The sequence below is a fragment of the Micromonospora sp. RTBAU3-60 genome (assembly GCF_054963695.1).
The window spans coordinates 20,353-41,839 of the sequence record NZ_JBUEGB010000014.1 but is presented as its reverse complement, the minus strand read 5'-3'; the positions used below and the strand labels follow the sequence as shown (position 1 = coordinate 41,839).

18 protein-coding genes and 1 pseudogene are annotated in these 21,487 nt (G+C 73.7%); 11 read left to right on the top strand and 8 right to left on the bottom strand.

What is annotated here, in order from left to right; all coding sequences use genetic code 11:
- Positions 1-18: 18 nt before the first annotated feature.
- From lysX to ACY34I_RS16210, 5 genes are all read left to right on the top strand, one after another.
- Entirely contained in the window at positions 19-3,342 is a 3,324-nt protein-coding gene (lysX, locus tag ACY34I_RS16230; RefSeq protein ID WP_462755854.1) for a bifunctional lysylphosphatidylglycerol synthetase/lysine--tRNA ligase LysX, read from the top strand.
- A 130-nt stretch (positions 3,343-3,472) separates the two neighbouring features.
- Positions 3,473-3,766, top strand: coding sequence for a DUF6412 domain-containing protein (locus ACY34I_RS16225; RefSeq protein WP_462755853.1), 294 nt, complete (start codon positions 3,473-3,475; stop codon positions 3,764-3,766).
- 125 nt (positions 3,767-3,891) lie between these two features.
- On the top strand, positions 3,892-4,626 hold the full coding sequence (locus ACY34I_RS16220) for a YidC/Oxa1 family membrane protein insertase (protein WP_462755852.1): 735 nt from the start codon (positions 3,892-3,894) through the stop codon (positions 4,624-4,626).
- Between the two features lie 77 nt (positions 4,627-4,703).
- Positions 4,704-6,119: a carbohydrate-binding protein gene (locus tag ACY34I_RS16215; protein ID WP_462755851.1), complete on the top strand. Its 1,416-nt coding sequence runs from the start codon at positions 4,704-4,706 to the stop codon at positions 6,117-6,119.
- Between the two features lie 187 nt (positions 6,120-6,306).
- The gene (locus tag ACY34I_RS16210) at positions 6,307-7,863 is read left to right on the top strand and encodes a cellulose binding domain-containing protein (protein WP_462755850.1); all 1,557 of its coding nucleotides are present in this window, start codon (positions 6,307-6,309) and stop codon (positions 7,861-7,863) included.
- Between the two features lie 12 nt (positions 7,864-7,875).
- Here ACY34I_RS16210 and ACY34I_RS16205 read toward each other — a convergent pair whose 3' ends face one another.
- Complete coding sequence (locus ACY34I_RS16205) at positions 7,876-8,547, bottom strand: DedA family protein (RefSeq protein ID WP_462755849.1); 672 nt, start codon at positions 8,545-8,547, stop codon at positions 7,876-7,878.
- Between the two features lie 88 nt (positions 8,548-8,635).
- Positions 8,636-9,235, bottom strand: a complete 600-nt coding sequence (locus tag ACY34I_RS16200; RefSeq protein WP_462755848.1) for a DUF1349 domain-containing protein — start codon at positions 9,233-9,235, stop codon at positions 8,636-8,638.
- Between the two features lie 77 nt (positions 9,236-9,312).
- Here ACY34I_RS16200 and ACY34I_RS16195 point away from each other — a divergent pair, with 77 nt between their 5' ends.
- Positions 9,313-10,965, top strand: a complete 1,653-nt coding sequence (locus ACY34I_RS16195) for an alpha-amylase family protein (protein ID WP_462755847.1) — start codon at positions 9,313-9,315, stop codon at positions 10,963-10,965.
- Between the two features lie 70 nt (positions 10,966-11,035).
- Positions 11,036-11,794 (top strand): 3-oxoacyl-ACP reductase FabG, encoded by a 759-nt coding sequence (fabG, locus tag ACY34I_RS16190; protein WP_462755846.1) that lies wholly within the window; start codon positions 11,036-11,038, stop codon positions 11,792-11,794.
- Here the strand turns inward: fabG and ACY34I_RS16185 are convergent.
- Positions 11,767-12,249 (bottom strand): annotated as a pseudogene (locus tag ACY34I_RS16185) (hypothetical protein). The gene fabG and the pseudogene ACY34I_RS16185 sit on opposite strands and share 28 nt — an antisense overlap.
- A complete protein-coding gene (locus tag ACY34I_RS16180) occupies positions 12,242-12,637 on the bottom strand; it encodes a hypothetical protein (RefSeq protein ID WP_462755845.1) in 396 nt (131 codons plus the stop codon). The pseudogene ACY34I_RS16185 and the gene ACY34I_RS16180 overlap by 8 nt, the downstream one beginning before the upstream one ends.
- Positions 12,638-12,808: 171 nt before the next feature.
- On the opposite strand from ACY34I_RS16180, the gene ACY34I_RS16175 reads away from it, so the two are divergent.
- Both ACY34I_RS16175 and erm read left to right on the top strand, forming a co-directional pair.
- Complete coding sequence (locus tag ACY34I_RS16175) at positions 12,809-13,714, top strand: Gfo/Idh/MocA family protein (RefSeq protein WP_462755844.1); 906 nt, start codon at positions 12,809-12,811, stop codon at positions 13,712-13,714.
- A gap of 426 nt (positions 13,715-14,140) precedes the next feature.
- Positions 14,141-14,926 carry an ErmE/ErmH/ErmO/ErmR family 23S rRNA (adenine(2058)-N(6))-methyltransferase gene (gene erm / locus ACY34I_RS16170; protein WP_462755843.1) on the top strand — a complete coding sequence of 262 codons (786 nt, stop codon included), beginning with the start codon at positions 14,141-14,143 and terminating at the stop codon, positions 14,924-14,926.
- Positions 14,927-14,932: 6 nt separating this feature from the next.
- On the opposite strand, the gene ACY34I_RS16165 is transcribed toward erm, so the two are convergent.
- Positions 14,933-15,124 carry a DUF2795 domain-containing protein gene (locus tag ACY34I_RS16165; protein ID WP_148796297.1) on the bottom strand — a complete coding sequence of 64 codons (192 nt, stop codon included), beginning with the start codon at positions 15,122-15,124 and terminating at the stop codon, positions 14,933-14,935.
- A 69-nt stretch (positions 15,125-15,193) separates the two neighbouring features.
- Between ACY34I_RS16165 and ACY34I_RS16160 the strand changes: the two genes are divergently transcribed.
- The gene (locus tag ACY34I_RS16160; RefSeq protein ID WP_462755842.1) at positions 15,194-16,450 is read left to right on the top strand and encodes an erythromycin esterase family protein; all 1,257 of its coding nucleotides are present in this window, start codon (positions 15,194-15,196) and stop codon (positions 16,448-16,450) included.
- 22 nt (positions 16,451-16,472) lie between these two features.
- On the opposite strand, the gene ACY34I_RS16155 is transcribed toward ACY34I_RS16160, so the two are convergent.
- From ACY34I_RS16155 to ACY34I_RS16145, 3 genes are all read right to left on the bottom strand, one after another.
- The gene (locus tag ACY34I_RS16155) at positions 16,473-18,647 is read right to left on the bottom strand and encodes an MMPL family transporter (protein ID WP_462755841.1); all 2,175 of its coding nucleotides are present in this window, start codon (positions 18,645-18,647) and stop codon (positions 16,473-16,475) included.
- 34 nt (positions 18,648-18,681) lie between these two features.
- A complete protein-coding gene (locus tag ACY34I_RS16150; protein WP_462755840.1) occupies positions 18,682-19,227 on the bottom strand; it encodes a TetR/AcrR family transcriptional regulator in 546 nt (181 codons plus the stop codon).
- Positions 19,228-19,332: 105 nt separating this feature from the next.
- On the bottom strand, positions 19,333-19,728 hold the full coding sequence (locus tag ACY34I_RS16145; protein ID WP_462755839.1) for a winged helix-turn-helix transcriptional regulator: 396 nt from the start codon (positions 19,726-19,728) through the stop codon (positions 19,333-19,335).
- An 80-nt stretch (positions 19,729-19,808) separates the two neighbouring features.
- On the opposite strand from ACY34I_RS16145, the gene ACY34I_RS16140 reads away from it, so the two are divergent.
- Positions 19,809-21,341, top strand: coding sequence for an MFS transporter (locus ACY34I_RS16140; RefSeq protein WP_462755838.1), 1,533 nt, complete (start codon positions 19,809-19,811; stop codon positions 21,339-21,341).
- Positions 21,342-21,487 lie beyond the last annotated feature (146 nt).

The window sequence follows — 21,487 nt, the reverse complement described above, 5'->3', positions numbered from 1 at the left end:
GCAGCGAGGGAGGCCGCGTTGACCTTGAACACCAGGTCGCGGACGGTGACCGACGGCCGGGACTGGCACGGCCAGGTGCCCCGAGCCTTCGCCACCCTGCTCTGGGTGGTCGCGGTGGTCTGCGCGCTCGCCGCGTTGAGCAGCGCCTTCCGCACCGGCGTCCAGCCCGTCCGCACCGCCATCGACGCCCTGCTGGTGCCCGCGCCGGCCAACCTGGCGTACGCGGTCTTCCTCGGCACCCTGGCCTCGGCGGTGCTGCGCCGCAAGCGGCTCGCGTACTGGGTGCTGGTCGTGTACTTCAGCCTCACCCTGGCGTTCAGCCTGGTGGCCGGGGGGCTGCTGCTGACTGTGGGCAGCAACGACCTCACCGACGACGCCGGTGAGCGGATCTTCGGCGCCCTGGAGACGGTCGGGGTGTGGGTCGGCTTGGGCTTCGCCGCCGGCGCGCTGGCCCTGCTGATCGCCGCACGGCGGGAGTTCTACGCCAAGGTGCGCAGCGGCAGCGTCTGGCGGGCCCTCGGCGTCCTCCTCGGCCTGGCGGCGGTCTCCGTCGGGCTCGGCTACCTGCTGCTCCTGGTCGAGCCGGGCAGCCTGCACACCTGGTCGGACCGGCTCGGGTACGCGGTCGAGAAGGTCTTCGGCGGCGCGATCATGGTCGACGTGACCCGGAAGGGTCAGGCCCCCGGCTGGGTCAACCTGCTGCTCGGCGGGTTCGGTGCGATCGCCTTCGTCGCCGGCCTGTTCACCCTGGTCCGCTCGCAGCGGGCGAACGCGGTGCTGCACCCCGACGCGGAGGAGCGGATCCGCGAGCTGCTCGCCCGGTACGGCGAGCGGGACTCGCTCGGCTACTTCGCCACCCGGCGGGACAAGGCGGCCCTCTTCTCGCCGAGCGGGAAGGCGGCGATCACCTACCGGGTGGTCAACGGGGTCAGCCTGGCCAGCGGCGACCCGATCGGCGATCCGGAGGCGTGGGGTCCGGTCATCGCCGCGTGGCTCGGTCAGGCCCGCGAGTACGCCTGGACCCCGGCGGTGATCGGGGCCAGCGAGGCCGGGGCGCGGGCCTACCAGCGGCACGGGCTCAAGGTGCTGCAGCTGGGCGACGAGGCGATCCTGCTGACCCGCGACTTCGACCTCGACGGCCGCGACATGCGCCCGGTCCGGCAGGCGGTGCACCGGGTGGAGCGGGCCGGCTACACCGCCCAGGTACGCCGGCACGCGGAGATCCCCCCGGAGGAGCTGGCCGGCCTGGCCGACCTGGCCACCACCTGGCGGGACACCGAGCACGAGCGGGGCTTCTCGATGGCGCTGGGCCGGCTCGGCGACCCGGCGGACGGCGAGTGCGTGCTGGTGGAGGCCCGGGACGGCGAGGGCCGGGTACGGGCGTTGCTGTCGCTGAGTCCGTGGGGCGCGCACGGGCTGTCGCTGGACCTGATGCGCCGGGACCGCACCGCCGAGAACGGGGTCATCGAGTTCATGGTGGTGTCGCTGCTGACGGCGGGCCCCCGTCTCGGCGTCGAGCGGGTGTCGCTGAACTTCGCGGCGTTCCGTTCGGCGTTCGAGCAGGGCGCCCGGATCGGCGCCGGCCCGGTCATCCAGCTCTGGCGGCACACGCTGCTCTTCTTCTCCCGCTGGTGGCAGCTGGAGTCGCTCTACCAGTCGAACGCCAAGTACCAGCCGCACTGGACGCCCCGCTACCTCTGCTTCGGGGAGCGCCGGGAACTGGCCCGGGTCGGCCTCGCCGCGGCGGCCGCCGAGGGCTTCCTCGCCCTGCCCGGCGGCCGGCCCACCCCGCTGTACGGGGTGCCGCCGGCCGGCGGCGCCGTCCGCTTCGTGCCGCCGGCCGCCGCGACGGTCCGGGCCGTCCCGCCGGAGCCGGCCCCGGCGCACCGCCCCGAGCAGGTCCGGGTACGCGTGGCGAAGCTCGACCGGCTGCGCGCCGAGGGGGTCGACCCGTACCCGGTGGGCTATCCCCGCACCGAGCGCTGCGCCGCGGTGCGGGAGCGGCACGCCGGGCTGGCCCCGGACACCGGGACCGGCGAGACCGTGGCGGTGGCCGGCCGGGTGATGCTGGTGCGGGACCACGGCGGGGTGCTCTTCGCCACCGTCCGGGACGGCAGCGGCGACCTCCAGCTCATGCTCGAGCGCGACCTGGACCGGTGGCGGGGCGCCGTCGACATCGGCGACCACGTCGGGGCCACCGGCGAGGTGTACGCCACCCGGCACGGCGAGGTGTCGGTGCGGGTCGCCGACTGGCGGCTCACCGCCAAGTGCCTGCGTCCGCTGCCGGACAAGCATCACGGGCTGGCCGACCCGGAGGCCCGCGTCCGGCAGCGCTACCTGGACCTCGCCATCAACCCCGACGCGCGGGAGCTGCTGCGGGCCCGAGGCGCGGTCCTGCACAGCCTGCGTGCCGCGCTGGTCGGGCGGGGCTTCCTGGAGGTGGAGACGCCGATCCTCCAGCGGGTGCACGGCGGGGCCAACGCCCGCCCGTTCGTCACCCACAGCAACGCGTACGACCTGCGGTTGAGCCTGCGGATCGCGCCCGAGCTGTATCTGAAGCGGCTCGCCGTGGGCGGCGTCGAGCGGGTGTACGAGCTGGGCCGGGCGTTCCGCAACGAGGGCGTCGACCACAGCCACAACCCGGAGTTCACCGTGCTGGAGGCGTACCAGGCGTACGCCGACTACCACGTGATGCGCGAGCTGGCCCGGGAGCTGATCGTGGCGGCGGCGGTGGCGGTGCACGGGGCGCCGGTGGTCCGCCGCCCGGGCAGTGAAGAACTGGTGGACGTGGGCGGCGAGTGGCCGGTGCGCACGGTCGACGAGGCGATCTCCGCCGCGCTGGGCGAGGAGGTCACCGCCGACACCGACCTGGCCGCCCTGCGCAAGCTCTGCGACTCCGCCGGGGTGTCGTATGACCCGCGCTGGGGGCGTGGCGCGGTGCTGCTGGAGCTCTACGAGCGGCTGGTCGAGGCGCGCACCGAGCTGCCCACGTTCTACCTGGACTTCCCGACCGACGTGTCGCCGCTGACCCGGCAGCACCGGCACGACCCGCGGCTGGCCGAGCGGTGGGACCTGGTGGCGTTCGGGCTGGAGCTGGGTACGGCGTACACCGAGCTGGTCGACCCGACCGAGCAGCGGCGCCGGCTCACCGAGCAGTCGCTGAAGGCGGCCGGCGGCGACCCGGAGGCGATGGAGCTGGACGAGGACTTCCTCACCGCGCTGGAGTACGCCATGCCACCCACCGGTGGCCTCGGCCTCGGCGTGGACCGGCTGGTGATGCTGCTGACCGGCCGGTCGATCCGGGAGACCCTGCCCTTCCCCCTGGTCCGCGAGGGCTCCTGATCGGGCGGGTAGCGCCAGGTCGCCGATCTGGCGGGGTCGCGCTCAGTGGGATGCCGCCACATCGCCGATCTGTCGGTGCGACCCGGGCGACTCGGCCGGGGGCGTGACAGCGGGTTCTAGCCTGATCGGCGTGCCGGGGATTCTGGTGGCGGTGACGGGGACGTGGGCGTACGCCCTCGCCCAGCTCACCGTGCTCGCGGACCGACCGGTGGAGCTGCTCGCCGGCGCGGCGGTGGCCGCCGCGCTGCTGCTGGCCACGCTGCTCGCGCTGCGGGTGCGGACGCTGCCCGACCCGCCCGGCGGGCGACACGCGACCGCGTTGCGGGCCCGGGCCCGCGGTCGCCGGGTGCCCCGCCAGGCCGACCCGGACGCCGCCGGCCGGCCGCGTCCCCGCGCACCCGGCCTGCACCCCTCGGTCGCGTAGCGCCCCGCCATCCCCGGCTGCGCCGGGCCCGGGCGGATGGTCGCGCGGCCGATTCCGTCGTCACCCGTCGCGCCGGGACGTGTCGTTTCGTCGGGACATCCGGGTATCGGACCGAGGGGTTCCCCATGCTCGCCTTCGCACCACTGCACACCGCGGCGTCCGCCGCCGCCACCGTCGTCACCTGGCTCGCCGACACGCTGGTCCCGCTGACCGGCGGAGCCGCCACGGCCGCCGCGATCGTCCTGTTCACGATCGGGGTCCGGCTGCTGATCTCGCCGCTTACCGTGGCGCAGGTCCGCGGGGAGCGGCGCCGCGCGGCGCTCGCTCCCGAGGTCCGCGACCTCCAGCGGCGGTACGCCGACGACCCCGCCCGCCTGCAGAGCGAACTCTTCGCGCTCTACCGGCGGGCCGGGGCCAGCCCGGTCGCGGGCTGCCTCCCGGCGCTGTTGCAGGCGCCGTTCTTCCTGGTCATGTACCGCCTCTTCGCCACCGGCGACGGGACCGGTGGTGGCCTGCTCGACGAGCGGCTGGCCGGCGTACCGCTGGGCTGGCACCTCGGGGACGGGCTCTCCGGTCCGGTGCTGGCGGTCTTCGGGGTGCTGCTGGCGGCGCTGCTCGCGCTGGCCTGGTGGTCCTCCCGGCGGGCCCGGCGGGCGGCCACGGCCGCCGGTACGCCCACCGCGGGCCCGGGCGGCGCACTGCTGGGCCGGTTGGTGCCGTTGCTGCCGTACACGACGCTGCTGGTGGCGCTCGTGGTGCCGCTGGCGGCGGTGCTCTACCTGGTCATCAGCACCGGCTGGACCGCCCTGGAGCAGGCCGTACTGCGCCGACCGCAGCCGGAAGGCATCGACGTGCATTGACAAATGCGGGGACGGGCGCGTAGAAATCGCCCTCAGAGAGCGCTCTCTCGCACCCGTCCCCGCAGAGAGGCACCCCGATGAATCCTGTCCCGGCGGCGTCTGCCGCCCCCTCCGCCGTGCGCCCGTCGCGCCGGCGGCTCGCCCTCACGGCGGCCGTGCTCGCCACCACCACCGCGCTGGCCGCCGTCTCGCTGACCGCCCAGGCCGCCGTCCCGCCGCCCCCGTCCGGCTGGAGTCTGGTGTGGAGTGACGACTTCACCGGCGCGGCCGGCACCCTGCCCTCGTCCGCCAACTGGATCATCGACACCGGCACCAGCTACCCGGGCGGTCCGGCCAACTGGGGCACCGGCGAGATCCAGACGTACACCTCGAACACCGCCAACCTCAGCCAGGACGGCGCCGGCAACCTGCGGATCACCCCGCTCAAGGACGGCGCCGGCCGGTGGACCTCGGCCCGGATCGAGACGGTCCGGACCGACTTCAAGCCACCGGCCGGGGGAGTCCTCGCCCTAGAGGGGCGGATCCAGATGCCGAACGTCACCGGCGCCCAGGCGGAGGGCTACTGGCCGGCGTTCTGGGCGCTCGGCTCGCCCTACCGGGGCAACTACCAGAACTGGCCGGGCATCGGCGAGTTCGACGTGATGGAGAACGTCAACGGGATCAACTCGGTCTGGGGGGTGCTGCACTGCGGCGTCGCCCCCGGCGGCCCGTGCAACGAGTTCAACGGCATCGGCAACTCCCGGGCCTGCCCGGGCAGCACCTGCCAGTCGGCGTTCCACACGTACCGCTTCGAGTGGGACGCCTCGGTCAGCCCCCAGCAGCTCCGCTGGTACGTGGACGGCCAACTCTTCCACACCGTCAGCCAGACGCAGGTCGGCGAGCCGTACTGGGGGCAGATGACCAACCACGGCGGCTACTTCCTGCTGCTCAACGTGGCGATGGGCGGCGGCTTCCCGAACGGGGTGGCCGGCTACTCGACGCCGACCTCCGCCACGGTCTCCGGCCGGCCGATGCTGGTCGACTACGTGGCCGTCTACAGCCGGGGCGGCGGCAACCCGCCACCGACCACCCCACCGCCGGGCGGCGCGGTGGACGCGTACTCGACCATCCAGGCCGAGGCGTTCAGCGCCCAGTACGGGGTGCAGGTGGAGGCGTGCGCCGAGGGCGGCCAGAACATCGGCTGGCTGAGCAACGGTGACTGGGTCCGCTACGACAACGTGGACTTCGGCGCCACCCCGCCGCGGGACTTCGTGGCCCGGGTCGCCTCCGGGGCGCCGGCCGGGGTGAGCGGGCTGGTCGAGGTCCGGGTGGACAGCCCGACTAGCGCGCCGATCGGCAGCTTCGCGATCGCCAACACCGGCGGCTGGCAGAGCTGGCGCTCGGTGCCGGGCAACGTCGGCGCGGTGACCGGCCGGCACGCCGTCTACCTGACCTTCAGCAGCGGCCAGGGCGCCGACTTCGTCAACGTCAACTGGTTCACCTTCCGCCGCTGACCGTAAGGAAGGGCTCCTTCTCGACGCCTCGCGCAGCGGAAGGGGCCCTTCCGGACGCACAGGTCCCCTCTGGACAGAAACAGTTAACACTCTTAATAATGGGCGCAGACGTCGACGGTCATGGATACCCTCCACGTCGGTCCGCGCAGGCCGGCACCCCCCACCACAACGGTCCCTGGAGGACGCCGTGAGACTCCGTTCCGCCCGGGTGGCGACGTTCGCCGCCGCGCTCGCCGCCGCCCTGATCGCGACCACCGTCGTGGCCGCGCCACCCGCCTCCGCCGCCACCGCCACCTTCGTCCGCGTCACCAGCTGGGACACCGGGTACGAGGCGAAGTTCACCGTCACCAACGACAGTTCGGCCAGCATCTCCTCGTGGAACGTCCAGTTCGACTTGCCCACCGGCAGCACCCTCGGGGCGTTCTGGGACGCCCGGCTGACCACCTCCGGCCAGCACGTCACCGCGGTCAACCAGTCCTGGAACGGCACCCTCGCCCCGGGCGCCAGCACCACCTTCGGCTTCAACATCAACGGCACCGGCAACCCGACCAACTGCACCGTGAACGGCGGCCCGTGCACCGGCGGCGGGACCCCGGGGGCCCCGGCCACCCCGGGTGGCCTGCGGGTCACCGGCACCACCAACACGTCGGTCTCGCTCGCCTGGAACGCCGTCTCCGGCACGGTCACCGGCTACCGGGTGTACGAGGGCACCAGCGTGAAGGCCACCGTCACCGGCACCTCGGCCACCGTCTCCGGCCTGGCCGCCTGCTCGGCGCACAGCTACACGGTGACCGCGTACAACGGCAGTGGGGAGTCGGCGAAGTCGGCGGCCGTGTCGGCCAGCACCACCGGGTGCACGGGCGGGGGCGGCGCGATGGCCGCCGCGCCCTACCTCTACCCGGGCTGGGGTGACCCGCCCGCGCCGTCCACCGTCATGGGCGCGACCGGGATCAAGTGGTTCACCATCGCGTTCGTGCTCTCCGGCGGCGGCTGCACGCCGGCCTGGGACGGCAGCGGCCCGCTCACCGGCGGCGCGCACGCGAACACCATCGCCGCGATCCGGGCGGCCGGCGGTGACGTCATCCCGTCCTTCGGCGGCTGGAGCGGCAACAAGCTCGGCCCGAACTGCTCCTCGGCCAGCGCGCTGGCCGGCGCCTACCAGCAGGTCATCAACGCGTACGGGCTGAAGGCCATCGACATCGACATCGAGAACAGCGACGAGTTCGAGAACGAGGTGGTGCAGGACCGGATCCTCGGCGCCCTGAAGATCGTCAAGCAGAACAACCCCGGCATCCGGACGATCGTCACCTTCGGCACCACGACCTCCGGGCCGTCCTGGTGGGGCACCCGCCTGATCAACCAGGCCGCCGCGCTCGGCGCCAACATCGACACCTTCACGATCATGCCGTTCGACTTCGGCGGCGGGGCGAACATGTACCAGAGCACGGTCAACGCGGCCGAGGGGCTGAAGAACGCGCTGAAGACGGCGTTCGGCTGGTCCGACGCCACCGCGTACGCCCACATGGGGATCTCCGGCATGAACGGCCTCTCCGACCAGCAGGAGCTGACCTCCCCGGCCACCTGGACCCAGATCCGGGACTGGGCCAAGGCCCGCGGGCTGTCCCGGTTCACCTTCTGGTCGGTGAACCGGGACCGGGCCTGCCCGGGCGGGGGCGTCGTCTCCAACTGCTCCGGCATCGCCCAGAACACCTGGGAGTTCACCTCGATCACCGCGAGGTACTGAGCGGCGTCGCGGTCAGCGGCCGGCGGTCACCGACTGCCGGCCGCGCCGGGCGCGACGGCGACGGATCTTCTTCGTCGCCCAGCTCGCGATCATGAGGCCGAACACCGCGAAGATCGCGTAGTTGAACCAGTCGCTGTATCGGTCGACCTGCTGCCAGCGGGAGCCGAGGGCGAAACCGAGCCCGACGATCAACGTGTTCCACACTCCGCTGCCCAGCGCGGTGAGCAGCAGGAACTCGCCCAGCGGCAGCCGGTTGGCGCCGGCCGGGACGGACACCAGGCTGCGCACCACCGGCACCAACCGGCCGACCAGCACCGCCCACCTGCCGTACCGCTCGAACCAGCGGTCGGCCTTCTCCAGGTCATCCCGGTCCACCAGCGGGATGTGGTCCAGCCAACGCTTCAGCCGTTCCTCGCCGAGCGCCGCACCGAGCCAATACAGCACCACCGCGCCGAGCAGCGACCCGGCCGTCGCGGCGAGCACGATCAGCACCACGTTGAACCGGCCCTCGGCACAGAGGTAACCCGCCATCGCCAGCACGATCTCGCTCGGGATCGGCGGGACGACGTTCTCCAGGGCGACCAGCAGCGCCACCCCGAGCGCGCCCAGCGAGTCGATGACGCCCGCCACCCACCCGGTCAGTCCGGTGAACTGGTTCGGGTCGACGCTCTGGGCGAGGGCCATGGCCGTCCTTCCGCGCGGGGGATCCGAGGGTGGTACCCGGGCCCCGCGCCGTCACACCTGAGGTGACCGGCCCCACCGCCCAGCGCGCTCAGCCCGCCGGGTGCAGGGCGGCGTCCGCCGGGCCCCGCCGCCACCCGGTGAAGCGGACCACCAGCCCGCCCCGGCTGGGCGAGCAGCAGTACGGACCGGCCGACGCCTCGGCCGCCGGGTCCAGCGGGGCCACCCGGACCAGCCGCCACGGCTCCCGCGCCACCCGCGCCCGTACGGTCAGCGCGTCGCCAGCCCGGCTGACCCGGACCGTCACCTCCCGCCCCGACCACTCCGGCACCGGGGCAACGGACCAGTCCGACCGTTCGTCGGTGACCACCGCCCCGACCTGCGGCTGGCCGTCGCTGACCTCCACCCCCGCCTTGGTCCACCGCCGCTCGTCCACCCGGACCAGCACCCCCGCCTGGTCGAACTGCGCGGCGTAGTCGAGCCGGAAGCCCACCTCCACGGCACTGTCCACCGGGAACGGTGCGAGCAGCGCCGACCCGTCGTCGTGCACGAAGCCGTAGCTGGTCCGCCGCCAGAAGTCGCTGCCCGCACGCGGCTCGACCAGCAGTCCGTCGGCGGCCTCCTCGGCCCGCTCGGGCGGATTCAGCCAGGTGCCGGCGGACCAGTCGACGGGGTGGGTGTCGGCGCTCATGCCGGCACCGTACCGGCGGGGCGAGCCGGGCAGGACCCGGGTTTGCCGGACGGGCGGAGCGGAGAAGTAATCCGGACATGGGCGACAGGTGGTATCAGGAGGCGGTCGTCTACTGCCTCGACATCGACACGTTCGCGGACTCCAACGGCGACGGGGTGGGCGACATCCGGGGCCTCATCGGCCGCCTGGACTACCTGGCCCGGCTCGGCGTGACCTGCCTCTGGCTGCATCCGATCCACCCGTCCCCGCGCCGCGACGGCGGGTACGACGTCACCGACTTCTACAACGTGGACCCGCGCCTGGGCAGCCTGGGCGACTTCGCCGAGCTGCTGCACCAGGCGAGGAACCGGGGGATCCACGTGGTCATCGACCTGGTGGTCAACCACACCTCCGACGAGCATCCCTGGTTCCAGTCCGCCCGCTCCTCGCCCGACTCGCCGTACCGGGACTGGTACGTCTGGTCCGACGAGGAGCCGCCGGACCGGCACCAGGGCATGGTCTTCCCCGGCGAGCAGAACGAGACGTGGAGCTACGACCGCACCGCCAAGGCCTGGTACTACCACCGCTTCTACAAGTTCCAGCCGGACCTCAACATCGCCAACGCCGAGGTCCGCGCCGAGATCAAGAAGATCGTGTCGTTCTGGCTCCAGCTCGGCGTCTCCGGGTTCCGGATGGACGCCGTCCCGTTCATCATCGAGCTGACCGAGCCCGGCGATTCGGATTCACCGAAGGACATGGACTTCCTCACCGAGCTGCGCCAGCACGTGCAGTGGCGACGGGGGGACGCGATCCTGCTGGCCGAGGCGAACGTCGAACCCGACCAGCTCCCGACGTACTTCGGGGACAGCGGCGGCTCGGCCAACCGGATCCACATGCTCTTCGACTTCATGCTCAACGGGCGGCTGATGCTCGCCCTGGCCCGGCAGGATCCGGAGCCGGTGATCGAGGCGCTGCGGGACACCCCGGCGCTGCCCGAGGGCGGCCAGTGGGCGACCTTCCTGCGCAACCACGACGAGATCGACCTGTCGCGGCTCACCGCCGAGCAGCGCAACCAGGTGTACGAGCAGTTCGGCCCCGACGAGGACATGCGCCTCTACGGCCGGGGCATCCGCCGCCGTCTCGCCCCGATGCTCGGCAACGACCGCCGGCGCATCGAGCTGGCGTACGCGCTCCAGTTCTCGCTGCGCGGCACGCCGGTGCTGCGCTACGGCGAGGAGATCGGCATGGGCGAGGACCTGTCGCTGCCGGGCCGGGAGGCGATCCGTACCCCGATGCAGTGGTCGTACAAGGAGAACGGCGGCTTCTCCGCGGCGGATCCGGAGAAGCTGGTCCGCCCGGTGGTGGACAAGGGGGAGTACGGCTACCAGCAGGTCAACGTGACGGCGCAGCGCAAGGACCCGAGGTCGCTGCTGGGCTGGTTCGAGCGGATGATCCGTACGCTCCGGGAGGCCCCGGAGATCGGCTCGGGCAGCACCACCCACATCGACGTGCCGATGCCATCCGGGGTGCTCGCGCACCGCGCCGACGGGCCGACCGGGACCATGGCCTTCCTGCACAACCTCGGCACCGAGGACGTCGAGGTCGACCTGAGCATGCTCGCCCCCGAGGCGGACCTGCCGATCGACGTGCTCACCGACCGCAACTACGAGGAGGTCGGCAAGCTGGACCGGCTCAAGCTCGCCGGCTACGGCTACCGGTGGATCCGGATCTGCCGGGGCAGGAGGCTGTGACGACGGGATTGGTCCCGCGTACCCCTGGGTTAAGCTCCTTCGATCGAGCCTAAGTTACCGGGAGGTAATCATGTCGGAGGAGCCCCGCGTCGCCATCGTGACCGGAGCCGCGCGCGGTATCGGCGCCGCCACCGCCCGCCGGCTGGCCGCCGACGGCATGGCCGTCGCCGTGGTCGACATCGAGGAGTCGGCGACCAAGGAGACCGTGGACGCCATTGCCGCGGCCGGCGGCCGGGCGCTCGGGGTCGGTGCCGACGTCTCCGACCGGGCCCAGGTGGAGGCCGCCGTCGAGCGGGTCGCGGCCGAGCTGGGTGCGCCGACCGTGCTGGTCAACAACGCCGGGGTGCTCCGGGACAACCTGTTGTTCAAGATGACCGACGCCGACTGGGACACCGTGATGAGCGTGCACCTGCGGGGCGCGTTCCTGTTCAGCCAGGCGGCCCAGCAGCACATGGTCGAGCGGAAGTGGGGCCGGATCGTCAACCTCTCCAGCACCTCCGCCCTGGGCAACCGGGGCCAGGCGAACTACGCCGCGGCCAAGGCGGGCCTGCAGGGCTTCACCAAGACCTTGGCCATCGAGCTGGGCCCGTTCGGCGTGACCGTCAACGCGGTCGCGCCCGGCTTCATCGTCACCGACATGACCGCGGCCACCGCGGCCCGGATGAAGGTCGACTTCGCCGCGCTCCAGCAGCACGCCGCCGCCGAGATCCCGGTCCGCCGCACCGGCCGGCCCGAGGACGTCGCGCACACCATCTCGTTCCTGGTCAGCGAGGGCGCGTCCTTCGTCTCCGGCCAGGTCATCTACGTCGCCGGCGGCCCCAAGGACTGACCTCCGACGCGTCCCGCCCGAGCCCGGGGCGGGACGCGTCAGGACGCGTCGTGGCGGGTGCGCCAGAGCCAGTAGAGGCCGAGCATCGGCAGGACCAGCGGGATGTAGCCGTAACCGCTGCCGAACCCCGACCAGACCGTCTCGTCGGGGAAGAGCGCCCGGTCGGCCAGGCTGAGGATGCCGACCGCGACCACCCCGACCAGCTCCACCGAGCAGCAGGCCAGCGCGACCCGGCGGCCGGCGTGCCCGGCCCGGGCCAGCCCGACCGCCGCCACGATGTAGATCAGCGCGGCCGCCGCGGAGAGCAGGTACGCCACCGGCGCCTCGTCGAACTTGGTGGCGATCTGCAGGCCGGCCCGCGAGGTCGCGGCGATGGCGAAGAGGATGTAGACGGCGATCAGCAGCCGGCCCGGGCCCCGGTTGGTGGTGCGCTCGGGCGCTCGGGTCTCAGCCACCGACGACCTCCCAGGTCTGCTGCAACCGGACCACCACGACCGGGGTGACCAGGCAGACCGCGCAGACGATCGCCGAGCCCCAGCGGGTCGGCTCCATCCGGGCCAGCACCCAGGCCAGCGGCGGCAGGCAGACCAGCGTCACCAGGTAACCGAAGAAGGCGCCCGGCTCGCCCGGCCGCTCGCCGCCGCCGAGCGCCACCAGCGCCAGCACGGCGAGCGCGAGCAGCGCCACCTCCAGCGCGGCCAGGCCGACGAACTGGAGCCGGTCCGGCGCCTGGTGGCGCAGCGCCGCCACCAGCGCCCAGAGCGCGAGTACGAGCGACAGCACGATCGCGGCCGTCGCGAGGATCCCGTCCACCGGCGAGCCGGCCGCCGCGGCGCTGGTCATCGACGCCCTCCCGGCGCAGTCCGATTCACCGGCACAGACTACTAAGCGTCGTAGTAACCACCGTCGCCCGGCTCTCCCGTCCGGTCGAGGGCGCGTCGACCCGACCGGACGACTAGCGTGGATCACGGCCACCGGCGTACGCCGTGGCGGACGACGACGGCAGGGGGACCCGTGGTGCGGTTCGGCTTGTTCGGCACCGGTCACTGGGCGGCGGAGACACACGCCGCGGCCATCGAGGCGCACCCGCAGGCCGAGCTGGCCGGGGTCTGGGGTCGAGACCCGGCGAAGGTGGGGGCGCTGGCCGCGCGGCACGGCGTACCGGCCTTCGACGACGTGGACGCGCTGCTCGGCGCCTGCGACGCGATCGCCGTCGCGCTGCCGCCGGACATCCAGGCCGAGATCGCCGTCCGGGCCGCCACCGCCGGGCGGCACCTGCTGCTGGACAAGCCGCTGGCGCTGAGCCTCGCCGAGGCCGACCGGGTGGTCGCCGCCGCGCAGGCGTCCGGGGTGGCCTCTGTGGTCTTCTTCACCCAGCGGTTCCACCCGAACGTCACCGGCTTCCTCGCCTCGACCGCGGCGGCCGGCGGCTGGCAGCACGCCCGGGCCACCATGTTCGCGTCCATCTACCAGCCCGGGAACCCGTACGGGAACTCGCAGTGGCGGCGCGACCAGGGCGCGCTGTGGGACATCGGCCCGCACGCGTTGTCGCTGATCCTGCCGGTGCTCGGCCGGGTCACCCGGGTCGCCGCGATGGACGGCCCCAGCGGCCTGGTGCACCTGCTGCTCACCCACGACGGCGGCGCCACCAGCAGCCTCTCGCTCACCCTGGAGGCGCCGACCGAGGCGGTCACCCGGGATTTCGTCTTCTTCGGCGAGAACGGCACCGAGACCGTCCCACCCGGCGACGGGAGCGCGCTCCAGGCGTACGGGACGGCGATCGACCAGCTGCTGGAGGAGGTCGAAGCGGGCACCCGTGACCACCGGTGTGACGTCCGGTTCGGCCGGGAGGTGGTGGCGGTGCTCGACGCCGCCGAACGGGCCCGCGCCGAGGGCCGCACCGTCGACCTGCCCGCCTGACCGGGCCGGTCAACGCGCGGCGAAAACCGGTCGACGGGGAGGCTTCCCCTGGCTAGCCTCGCCGCATGGCGCACGCCCTGATCGACGTGGCCGGCACGCCGGCCGCCTGGGCCCCGTTGCTGGTGGCCCGCCCGCGGATCCGGCGTCCGGCCCCGGCTGGCCGGAACGCGACCCGCTGCTGACCGCCCGCCGGCGATCCGCCCCTTCGGGGGCCGCCGGCGGTGACACCACACCCCGCCCCACCGACCCGCCCCGCGCCGTGCCCCGACGCGGTGAGCCGCCGGTCGGGTGGTGGGTGCTGGCCGCGTACCGCCCGTGCCGTGGGCCGTCCGAGTCCCCATCCGCTCGGACAGGCCCGATCGCCGGCTGCCCGCCGGCCGCCTGTCCGTCCCGTCGCCGCTCGGCGACAGACAGGACGACGACGCCATGGCGCCCCGCCGTACCGAACGCGACCGGTCCCGTCGCGTGCTCTCCCAGAACTTCCTCGCCGACCCGGCCGCCGTCGCGCGGATCGTCCGGGCGGCCCGGCCCGACCCGGACGTCCTCCTCGTCGAGGTGGGCGCCGGCCGGGGCCGGCTGACCGTGCCGCTGGCCGCCCGGTGCCGGCGGCTGGTCGCGTACGAGATCGACCCGGTGGCCGCCGCGGACCTGGCGGCGGCCTGCGCCGGCCGGCCCGGGGTGGCGCTGCGCCGGGCCGACTTCCTGGCCGCCGCGCCGCCCACCGAGCCCTTCGACCTGGTCGGCAACATCCCGTGGTCGCTGACCGCCGCGGTGGTCCGCTGGTGCCTGGCCGCCGACCGGCTCCGCGCGGCCACCCTGCTCACCCAGCGGGAGTACGCCCGCCGGCGCACCGGCCACGGCGGCCGGTGGAGCCGGCTGACGATCCTGACCTGGCCCGAGTACGCCTGGCGGTCGGTCGGCACCGTGCCCCGGACGGCGTTCCGCCCGGTGCCCCGGGTCGACGCCGGCATCCTGCGGATCGAGCGGCGGCCGGAGCCGCTGCTGTCCCCCGCCGAGCTGCCGGCCTACCGGCGGCTGGTGGAGGCCGGCTTCGGCGGGGTGGGCGGGTCCCTGTCCGCCTCGCTGCGCCGGCACCAGCCGCGGGCCCGGGTGGACGCCGCGCTGCGCGCCCTCCGGCTGCCGCCCGACACGCTGGTCGGCGAGGTCTGGCCGGAGCAGTGGCTCACCCTGTTCCGGCTGCTCCGGGTCTGACCCGGCTCAGCCGAGCGTCTTCAGCGCGTCGGCCAGCTCGGCGGGGGAGTCGAAGTCCTCCGCCGGGAGGGCCTTGAGCAGCTGTAACGTCTCCGTGCTGGCGCCGTTCTCCTGGCACCAGCGGATCAGGTCCTCCCGGGAGACCGGGTAGTCGAGCCCGGCCAGGAACTCCTGCAACTGCACCCCGGTCACGGTCATGCCACGCGGCTACCCGCTCCGCCGGAGGGCATGCCGGTTTGTCCGACGGGTCCCCGGGTAGCCGCGGGCATGCTGGTACAGCGACTCGGCGCGCCGAGCGACTTCGACCCGCTGCTGGACAGCGTCCGGGACGCCCGGATCGTCATGATCGGGGAGGCGACGCACGGCAGTTATGACTACTACCGGCTGCGTGAGCAACTGACCCGGCGGCTCATCGCCGAGCAGGGCTTCGACTTCGTCGCGGTGGAGGGGGACTGGCCCGACTGCGACCGGGTGCACCGGTCGGTGGTGGCCGCCCCGGGCGGGCTGGCCGATCCGCAGACCGCGTTGGAACGCTTCGAACGCTGGCCCACCTGGATGTGGGCGAACGCCGAGGTGGCGCGCTTCTGCCGCTGGCTGCGGGCCTGGAACCTGGAACGCCCTGAGGGGGACCGGGCCGGCTTCCACGGGCTGGACGTCTACAGCCTGTGGGAGTCGATGCAGGCGATCTTCGACTACCTGGGCGAGGAGGACCCGACCTCGCTGGAGGCGGCGCAGGAGGCGTACCGCTGCTTCGAGCCGTACGGCAAGCGGGTCGAGGAGTACGGCACGGCCAGCCGGTTCGTCTCCGCCCGGTGCGAGGAGGAGGTCGTCCGGCTGCTGGCGCGTACCCGGGAACAGGCCGCCGCGGACGGCCCGGAGTGCTTCTCGGCCTGGCAGAACGCGGAGGTGGTGGCCGGCGCGGAGCGCTACTACCGGGCGATGGTCGGCGGCGGCCCGGAGTCGTGGAACGTCCGCGACAGCCACATGGCCGACACGCTCGACCGGCTGCTCGACCACTACGGCCCGGAATCCCGGGGCATCGTCTGGGCGCACAACACCCACGTGGGCGACGCCCGGGCCACCGACATGCCGGCGGACGGGATGGTCAACATCGGTCAGCTCGCCCGGGAACGGCACGGCGGGGACGCGGTGGCCCTGGTCGGCTTCGGCAGCTACCGGGGCACGGTGATCGCCGCACCGCGCTGGGGCTCGCCGGCGGAGGCCGTGGTGGTGCCGCCGGCCCGGGAGGGCTCGGTGGAGCGGCGGCTGCACGAGCTGATGCCGGAGCGGGCGGTGCTGGTCTTCGGCGGCCCCGACCAGCCGGACTGGGTGACCGGGACGGCCGACCACCGGGCCATCGGGGTGGTCTACGACCCGAGCTTCGAGGCCTGGGGCAACTACGTGCCCACCCGGCTCGGCGAGCGCTACGACGCGTTCATCTGGTGCGACGAGGCCACCGCCCTGCACCCGCTGCCGGCGCTGAGCGCTCCCGGTGAGATGGAGACCTACCCGGCCGGGGTCTGACCGGCCGGGCAGGTCCCGGTGGTCACACGCCGGCGGTCTCCCGCTCGGTCAGGTGGGTACGCAGCCCCTCGCCCTCGACGTCCACGTTGGGCAGGATCCGGTCCAGCCAGCGGGGGATCCACCAGGCGGCGGTGTTGAGCAGCGACATCACCGCCGGGACGATGGTCATCCGGACCACGAATGCGTCGATGGCGACCCCGATCGCGAGCGCGAAGCCCATCGACTTGATCACCGGGTCGTCGAGGAAGACGAAGCCGCCGAACACCGAGATCATGATCAGTGCGGCGGCGGTGACCACCCGTGCGCCGTGCCCCATCCCGTTGATGGTCGCCCGCCGGGCGGTGTCGCCGTGCACGAAGTCCTCCCGCATCCGGGAGACCAGGAACACCTCGTAGTCCATGGCCAACCCGAACAGGATGCCGACGAGCAGGATCGGCAGGAAGCTGACCAGCGGGCCGGGGGTGTCCAGCCCGATCAGGTCGGCCAGGTGGCCCTGCTGGAACACCGCGACCGTGATGCCGAAGGTGGCCGCCACGGTGAGCAGGAAACCCAGCGCCGCCTTCACCGGCACCAGGACCGAGCGGAACACCAGCATCAGCAGCAGCACGGACAGGCCGACGACCAGCAGCAGGTAGACCGGGAGCGCGTCGGAGAGCTTCTCGGACACGTCGATGCCGATCGCGGTGGCGCCGGTCAGCAGCACGTCGGCGTTCCGGATGCCGTCGACCTGGTGGCGGATGTCGTGCACCAGCGTCTCGGTGGCCTCGTCGGTCGGGCCCTCCTTGGGGATGACCCCGAGCAGCGCCGTCCGCCCGGTCGGGTCGAGCTGCGGCGGGGCCACGGCCAGCACGCCGGGCGTCTTCTGGACCAGCGCGGTGACCTGCGGTACGGCGGCCTGGGTCGCCTGCGGCGAGTCGGCGGTGACGACCACCGCGAGGCGGCCGGTGAAGCCGGGGCCGAAGCCCTCCTGGATCAGGTCGTTGTTGACCCGGGCCGGGGTGCCCTCGGCCGCGGTGGCGGCGTCCGGCAGGGACAGGCGCATGTGCTGGGCGGGGAGCGCGAGCAGGCCGAGGCCGAGCAGGCCGACCAGGATGACCGGGATCCGCAGCTTCGTCACCCAGTGCGCCCAGCGGAACCCGAAGCCCGAGCGGTCCTCGGCGCCGGCGGAGCGGACCGCCTCGGGGTTGCGCAGCCTGCGCGGGAGCACCTTCCGGCCGGCGAAGCCGAGCAGCGCCGGAGCCAGGGTGATCGCGACCAGCACGGCCACGGTGACCGTACCGGCGGCGGCCAGACCCATCACGGTGAGGAACGGGATGTTCACCACCGCCAGGCCGGCGAGCGCGATGACGACCGTGGCGCCGGCGAAGAGCACGGCGGAACCCGCGGTGCCGACCGCCCGGCCGACCGCCTCCTCCGGGGAGAGCCCGTCGCGCAGGTTCTGCCGGTGCCGGGAGGTGATGAACAGCGAGTAGTCGATGCCGACCGCGAGGCCGAGCATCAGCGCCAGGATCGGCGCGGTGCTGGTCAGCTCGACCGCGCCGCTGAGCGCGTACAGGCCGGCCATGCCGACGCCGACGCCGATCAGCGCGTTCAGCATGGTCATGCCGGCCGCCACCAGCGAGCCGAAGGTGACGATCAGAACGATCGCCGCGACCAGCACACCGAGTGCCTCGGTCGAGCCGACCTCCGGCTCGGCGTTGAGCACCTCACCGCCCGGGGCGATCTGCCACCCCTGCGCCTCGGCCTGCGCGCCGACCTTCTCGTACGCGGTGCGCTGGGCATCGGTCACCTCGTCCGCCCGACCGTTGAACTGCACCTGGATCAGCGCGTACCGGCCGTCCGGGCTGAGCGCCTTGACCTGGTACGGGTCGACCGCACCGACCACCCCGGGCAGGGCGGCCGCCTCCTCGGTGACCTGCTTGACCACGGCCTGCCCCGCGGGCGTGCCGAGCTGGCCGGCCTGGGGTGCCTTGACGGCGATGGTGCCGGTGGCTCCGCTGGCCGCCGGGAACCGCTCGGCGAGCAGGTCGATCGCGCGCTGCGACTCGGTGCCCGGCATGCTGAAGTTGCTCGCCGTCGGGCCCTTCAGGGTGAGCGCGGCGGCGCCGAGGCCGACGAGCACGACGAGCCAGACGACGGCGACGAGTCGCCGGCGGCGCAAGGATGCCCGGCCGAGCCGGTAGAGCAGGGTCGCCATGAGGTTTCCTTGTCCTCGGGGTCGTGAACTGGGATCAGGTGGCGGGCTCGAGGGCCCGCCGGACGACGGCCAGCAGCGCGGGCCGCAGCTCCTCGTCGGGGATGGCGATGAACTCGGCGCACGTCTCGGCGATGCCGGCGAGCACGACCAGCGCGGCGATCCGCGCGGACGGGCGGTCGGACTGGCCGGCGAAGGCGTCGATCAGCCGTTCGGAGATCTGCTGGACGTGCGCGAAGGCGGGCTGCTGGAGCAGGTCGGGGAACTCGCCGCGGAGCAGCGCGATCTCGCGGCGGAAGCGGACCGCGAGGTCGACGAAGCCCTCGGCGGCGACCCGCTGGGCGGCCCCGCCGCGGTGCGCGGCGATCCGCGCGTCGAGCGCCTCCAGCACCGCGATGGCGGGCGCCATCAGCTCACCGAGCAGGGCTTCCTTGTTGGCGAAGTGGTAGAGCACCGTGGCCTTGGAGCAGCCCACCTCGCGGGCGATGTCCTGTAGTGAGGTGCCCTTGTAGCCGGTGACGGCGAATCGTCGCGCCGCCGCGGCGAGGATCTCCTGGTGGGTCTCCGGGACCGGTCGTGCCATGTCCTCCAGCATGCCTGACCGATCGGTCAGCACCTGACCGATCGGTCAGACCGACTGCGTGGCCTTCGCCACAGCGCGGCCACCACCGGTTGGGCCAGCGCAGCCTCAGCCGGCCGGGGCCCCGTGCTCCCGGTCGTACGCCGCCCGGGCCGCGCTGATCGCCGTCCGGTGCCGTTCCGCCCACGCGGTCAACGCGACCAGCGACTCGTAGAGCTCCCGGGCCATCGGGGTGGCGGTGTACTCCACCTTCGGCGGGACGGTCGGGTGGACGTGCCGGTGCAGCAGGCCGTCCCGCTCCAGGTTGCGCAGGGTCAGCGTGAGCATCCGCCGGCTGATCCCCTCGACCTGCCGCTCCAGCTCGGTGAACCGGATCGGGCCCTGCGACGCGGCGATCAGGATGCCGATGCTCCACTTGCCGCCGACCCGGTCCAGCGCCTCCCGGACGGTGCAGGCGCGCGCCTGCTGGGCGGTCACGGACACACAGTTGTTCCCCTGGGACACCAAAGTGCCTCCTTCCGCTCGGTCTGATGGTCACAGACGATGTCCTCGGTAACAAACCGTGCACCAAGGAGGCGTACCCGATGACGGGGTCCCACCGCTGGCCGGCGCTGCTCGTACTCTGCGCCGGCAGCCTGATCATCATCCTGGACGGCAGCATCGTCGCCGTGGCGCTGCCGGCCGTCCAGGCCGACCTGGGCTTCCAGGGCGCCGGGCTGGCCTGGGTGGTGAACGCCTTCCTGGTCGCCTTCGGCGGCCTGCTCCTGCTGGCCGGGCGCCTCGGCGACCTGCTCGGCCGGCGCCAGGTCTTCCTGGCCGGGGTGGCGCTGTTCACCCTCGCCTCGCTGCTCTGCGCGGTGGCCACCGGCCCGGCGACGCTGGTCGCCGCCCGGTTCGCGCAGGGGGTCGGGGGTGCCCTGGCCACCGCGGTCAGCCTCGGCATGATCGTCCGGCTCTTCCCCGAGCCGGCCGAGCGGGCCCGGGCGATCGCCGTGTTCAGCTTCACCGGCGCGGCCGGCGCCTCGATCGGCCTGCTGGTCGGGGGAGTCCTCACCGACCTGGCCGGCTGGCGGTCGATCTTCCTGATCAACCTGCCGATCGGCGCGCTGATCCTGGCCGCCACCGTACGGCTGATCGCGCCGGACCCCGGCGTCGGCCTGCGGGCCGGTCTGGACCTGCTCGGGGCGGTGCTGGCCACCGCCGGCCTGATGGTGGCCGTGCTGGCCATCGTCGGCGCCGGAGAGCACGGCTGGACCTCGGCGCGCACCCTCGGCGCCGCCGCGCTGGCCGTGGTGCTGCTCGCCGGCTTCGCGGTCCGGCAGCGGAGCGCCCCGACCCCGCTGCTGCCCCCGCGGGTGCTGCGGGCGCCCGGCCTGGTCGCCGCCAACGTCGTGCAGTTCCTCATGGTGGCCGCGTACTTCGGCTTCCAGTTCCTGCTCGCGCTGCACCTGCAACTCGTCCTCCGGTTCGAGCCGGCGGCCACCGGCTTCGCCTTCCTGCCCGCCCCGCTGGTGATCGCGCTGGTCTCGCTGGGCCTGGCCGGCCGGCTGGTGGCCCGGTACGGCGCCCGGACGGTGCTGGTCGGCGGGCTGGCGCTCGCCGTGGTCGGCTTCCTGCTGCTGGCCCGCCTCCCGGTGGACGCGAGCTACGCCCGTGACGTGCTCCCGGCCATGCTGGTCTTCGGCGTCGCGGGCGGGCTGACCCTCCCGGCGGTCACCACCCTGGCCATGGCCGGTGCCGCGCCTGACGACGCCGGGCTCGCCTCCGGACTGGCCAACACCACCCAGCAGGTGGGCGGAGCCCTCGGGCTGGCCGCCCTCGCCACCCTGGCCGCGGTCCGCACCGACGCGTCGCGCGCCGCCGGCGTGGACCAGGTGGCCGCCCTCGCCGCCGGCTACCGGTCGGCGTTCGAGGTGGCCGCCGCACTGGTCACCGCCGCCCTGCTGGTCGCCCTGGTGACCACGGGGAAACGGCGGCCGGCGGCGGCTCCGGCGGGCGAGGCGTCCCCGACGAGCCAGCCGACCGCGGCGTTTTCGAGGTCTGCGGCGCGGTCGGCGGCCCGCACAGCCGCAGCGGCTCCGGCCGGCTTGCGGCGGCCCGCCCGGTCCGTTGACTGATCTCCTCGGGTGCCGGCGCCGCCGGGCACGGGCTGGCGCGCAACGGCCGGAAGGGGATCAGCGGCAGCCCCCAGCGGCGCCGGCTCCGCTCCACTGACGGCGGCCGGGCCCCACCTGGCGCCAGCGGGCCGGGCCCGGGGGCGGGG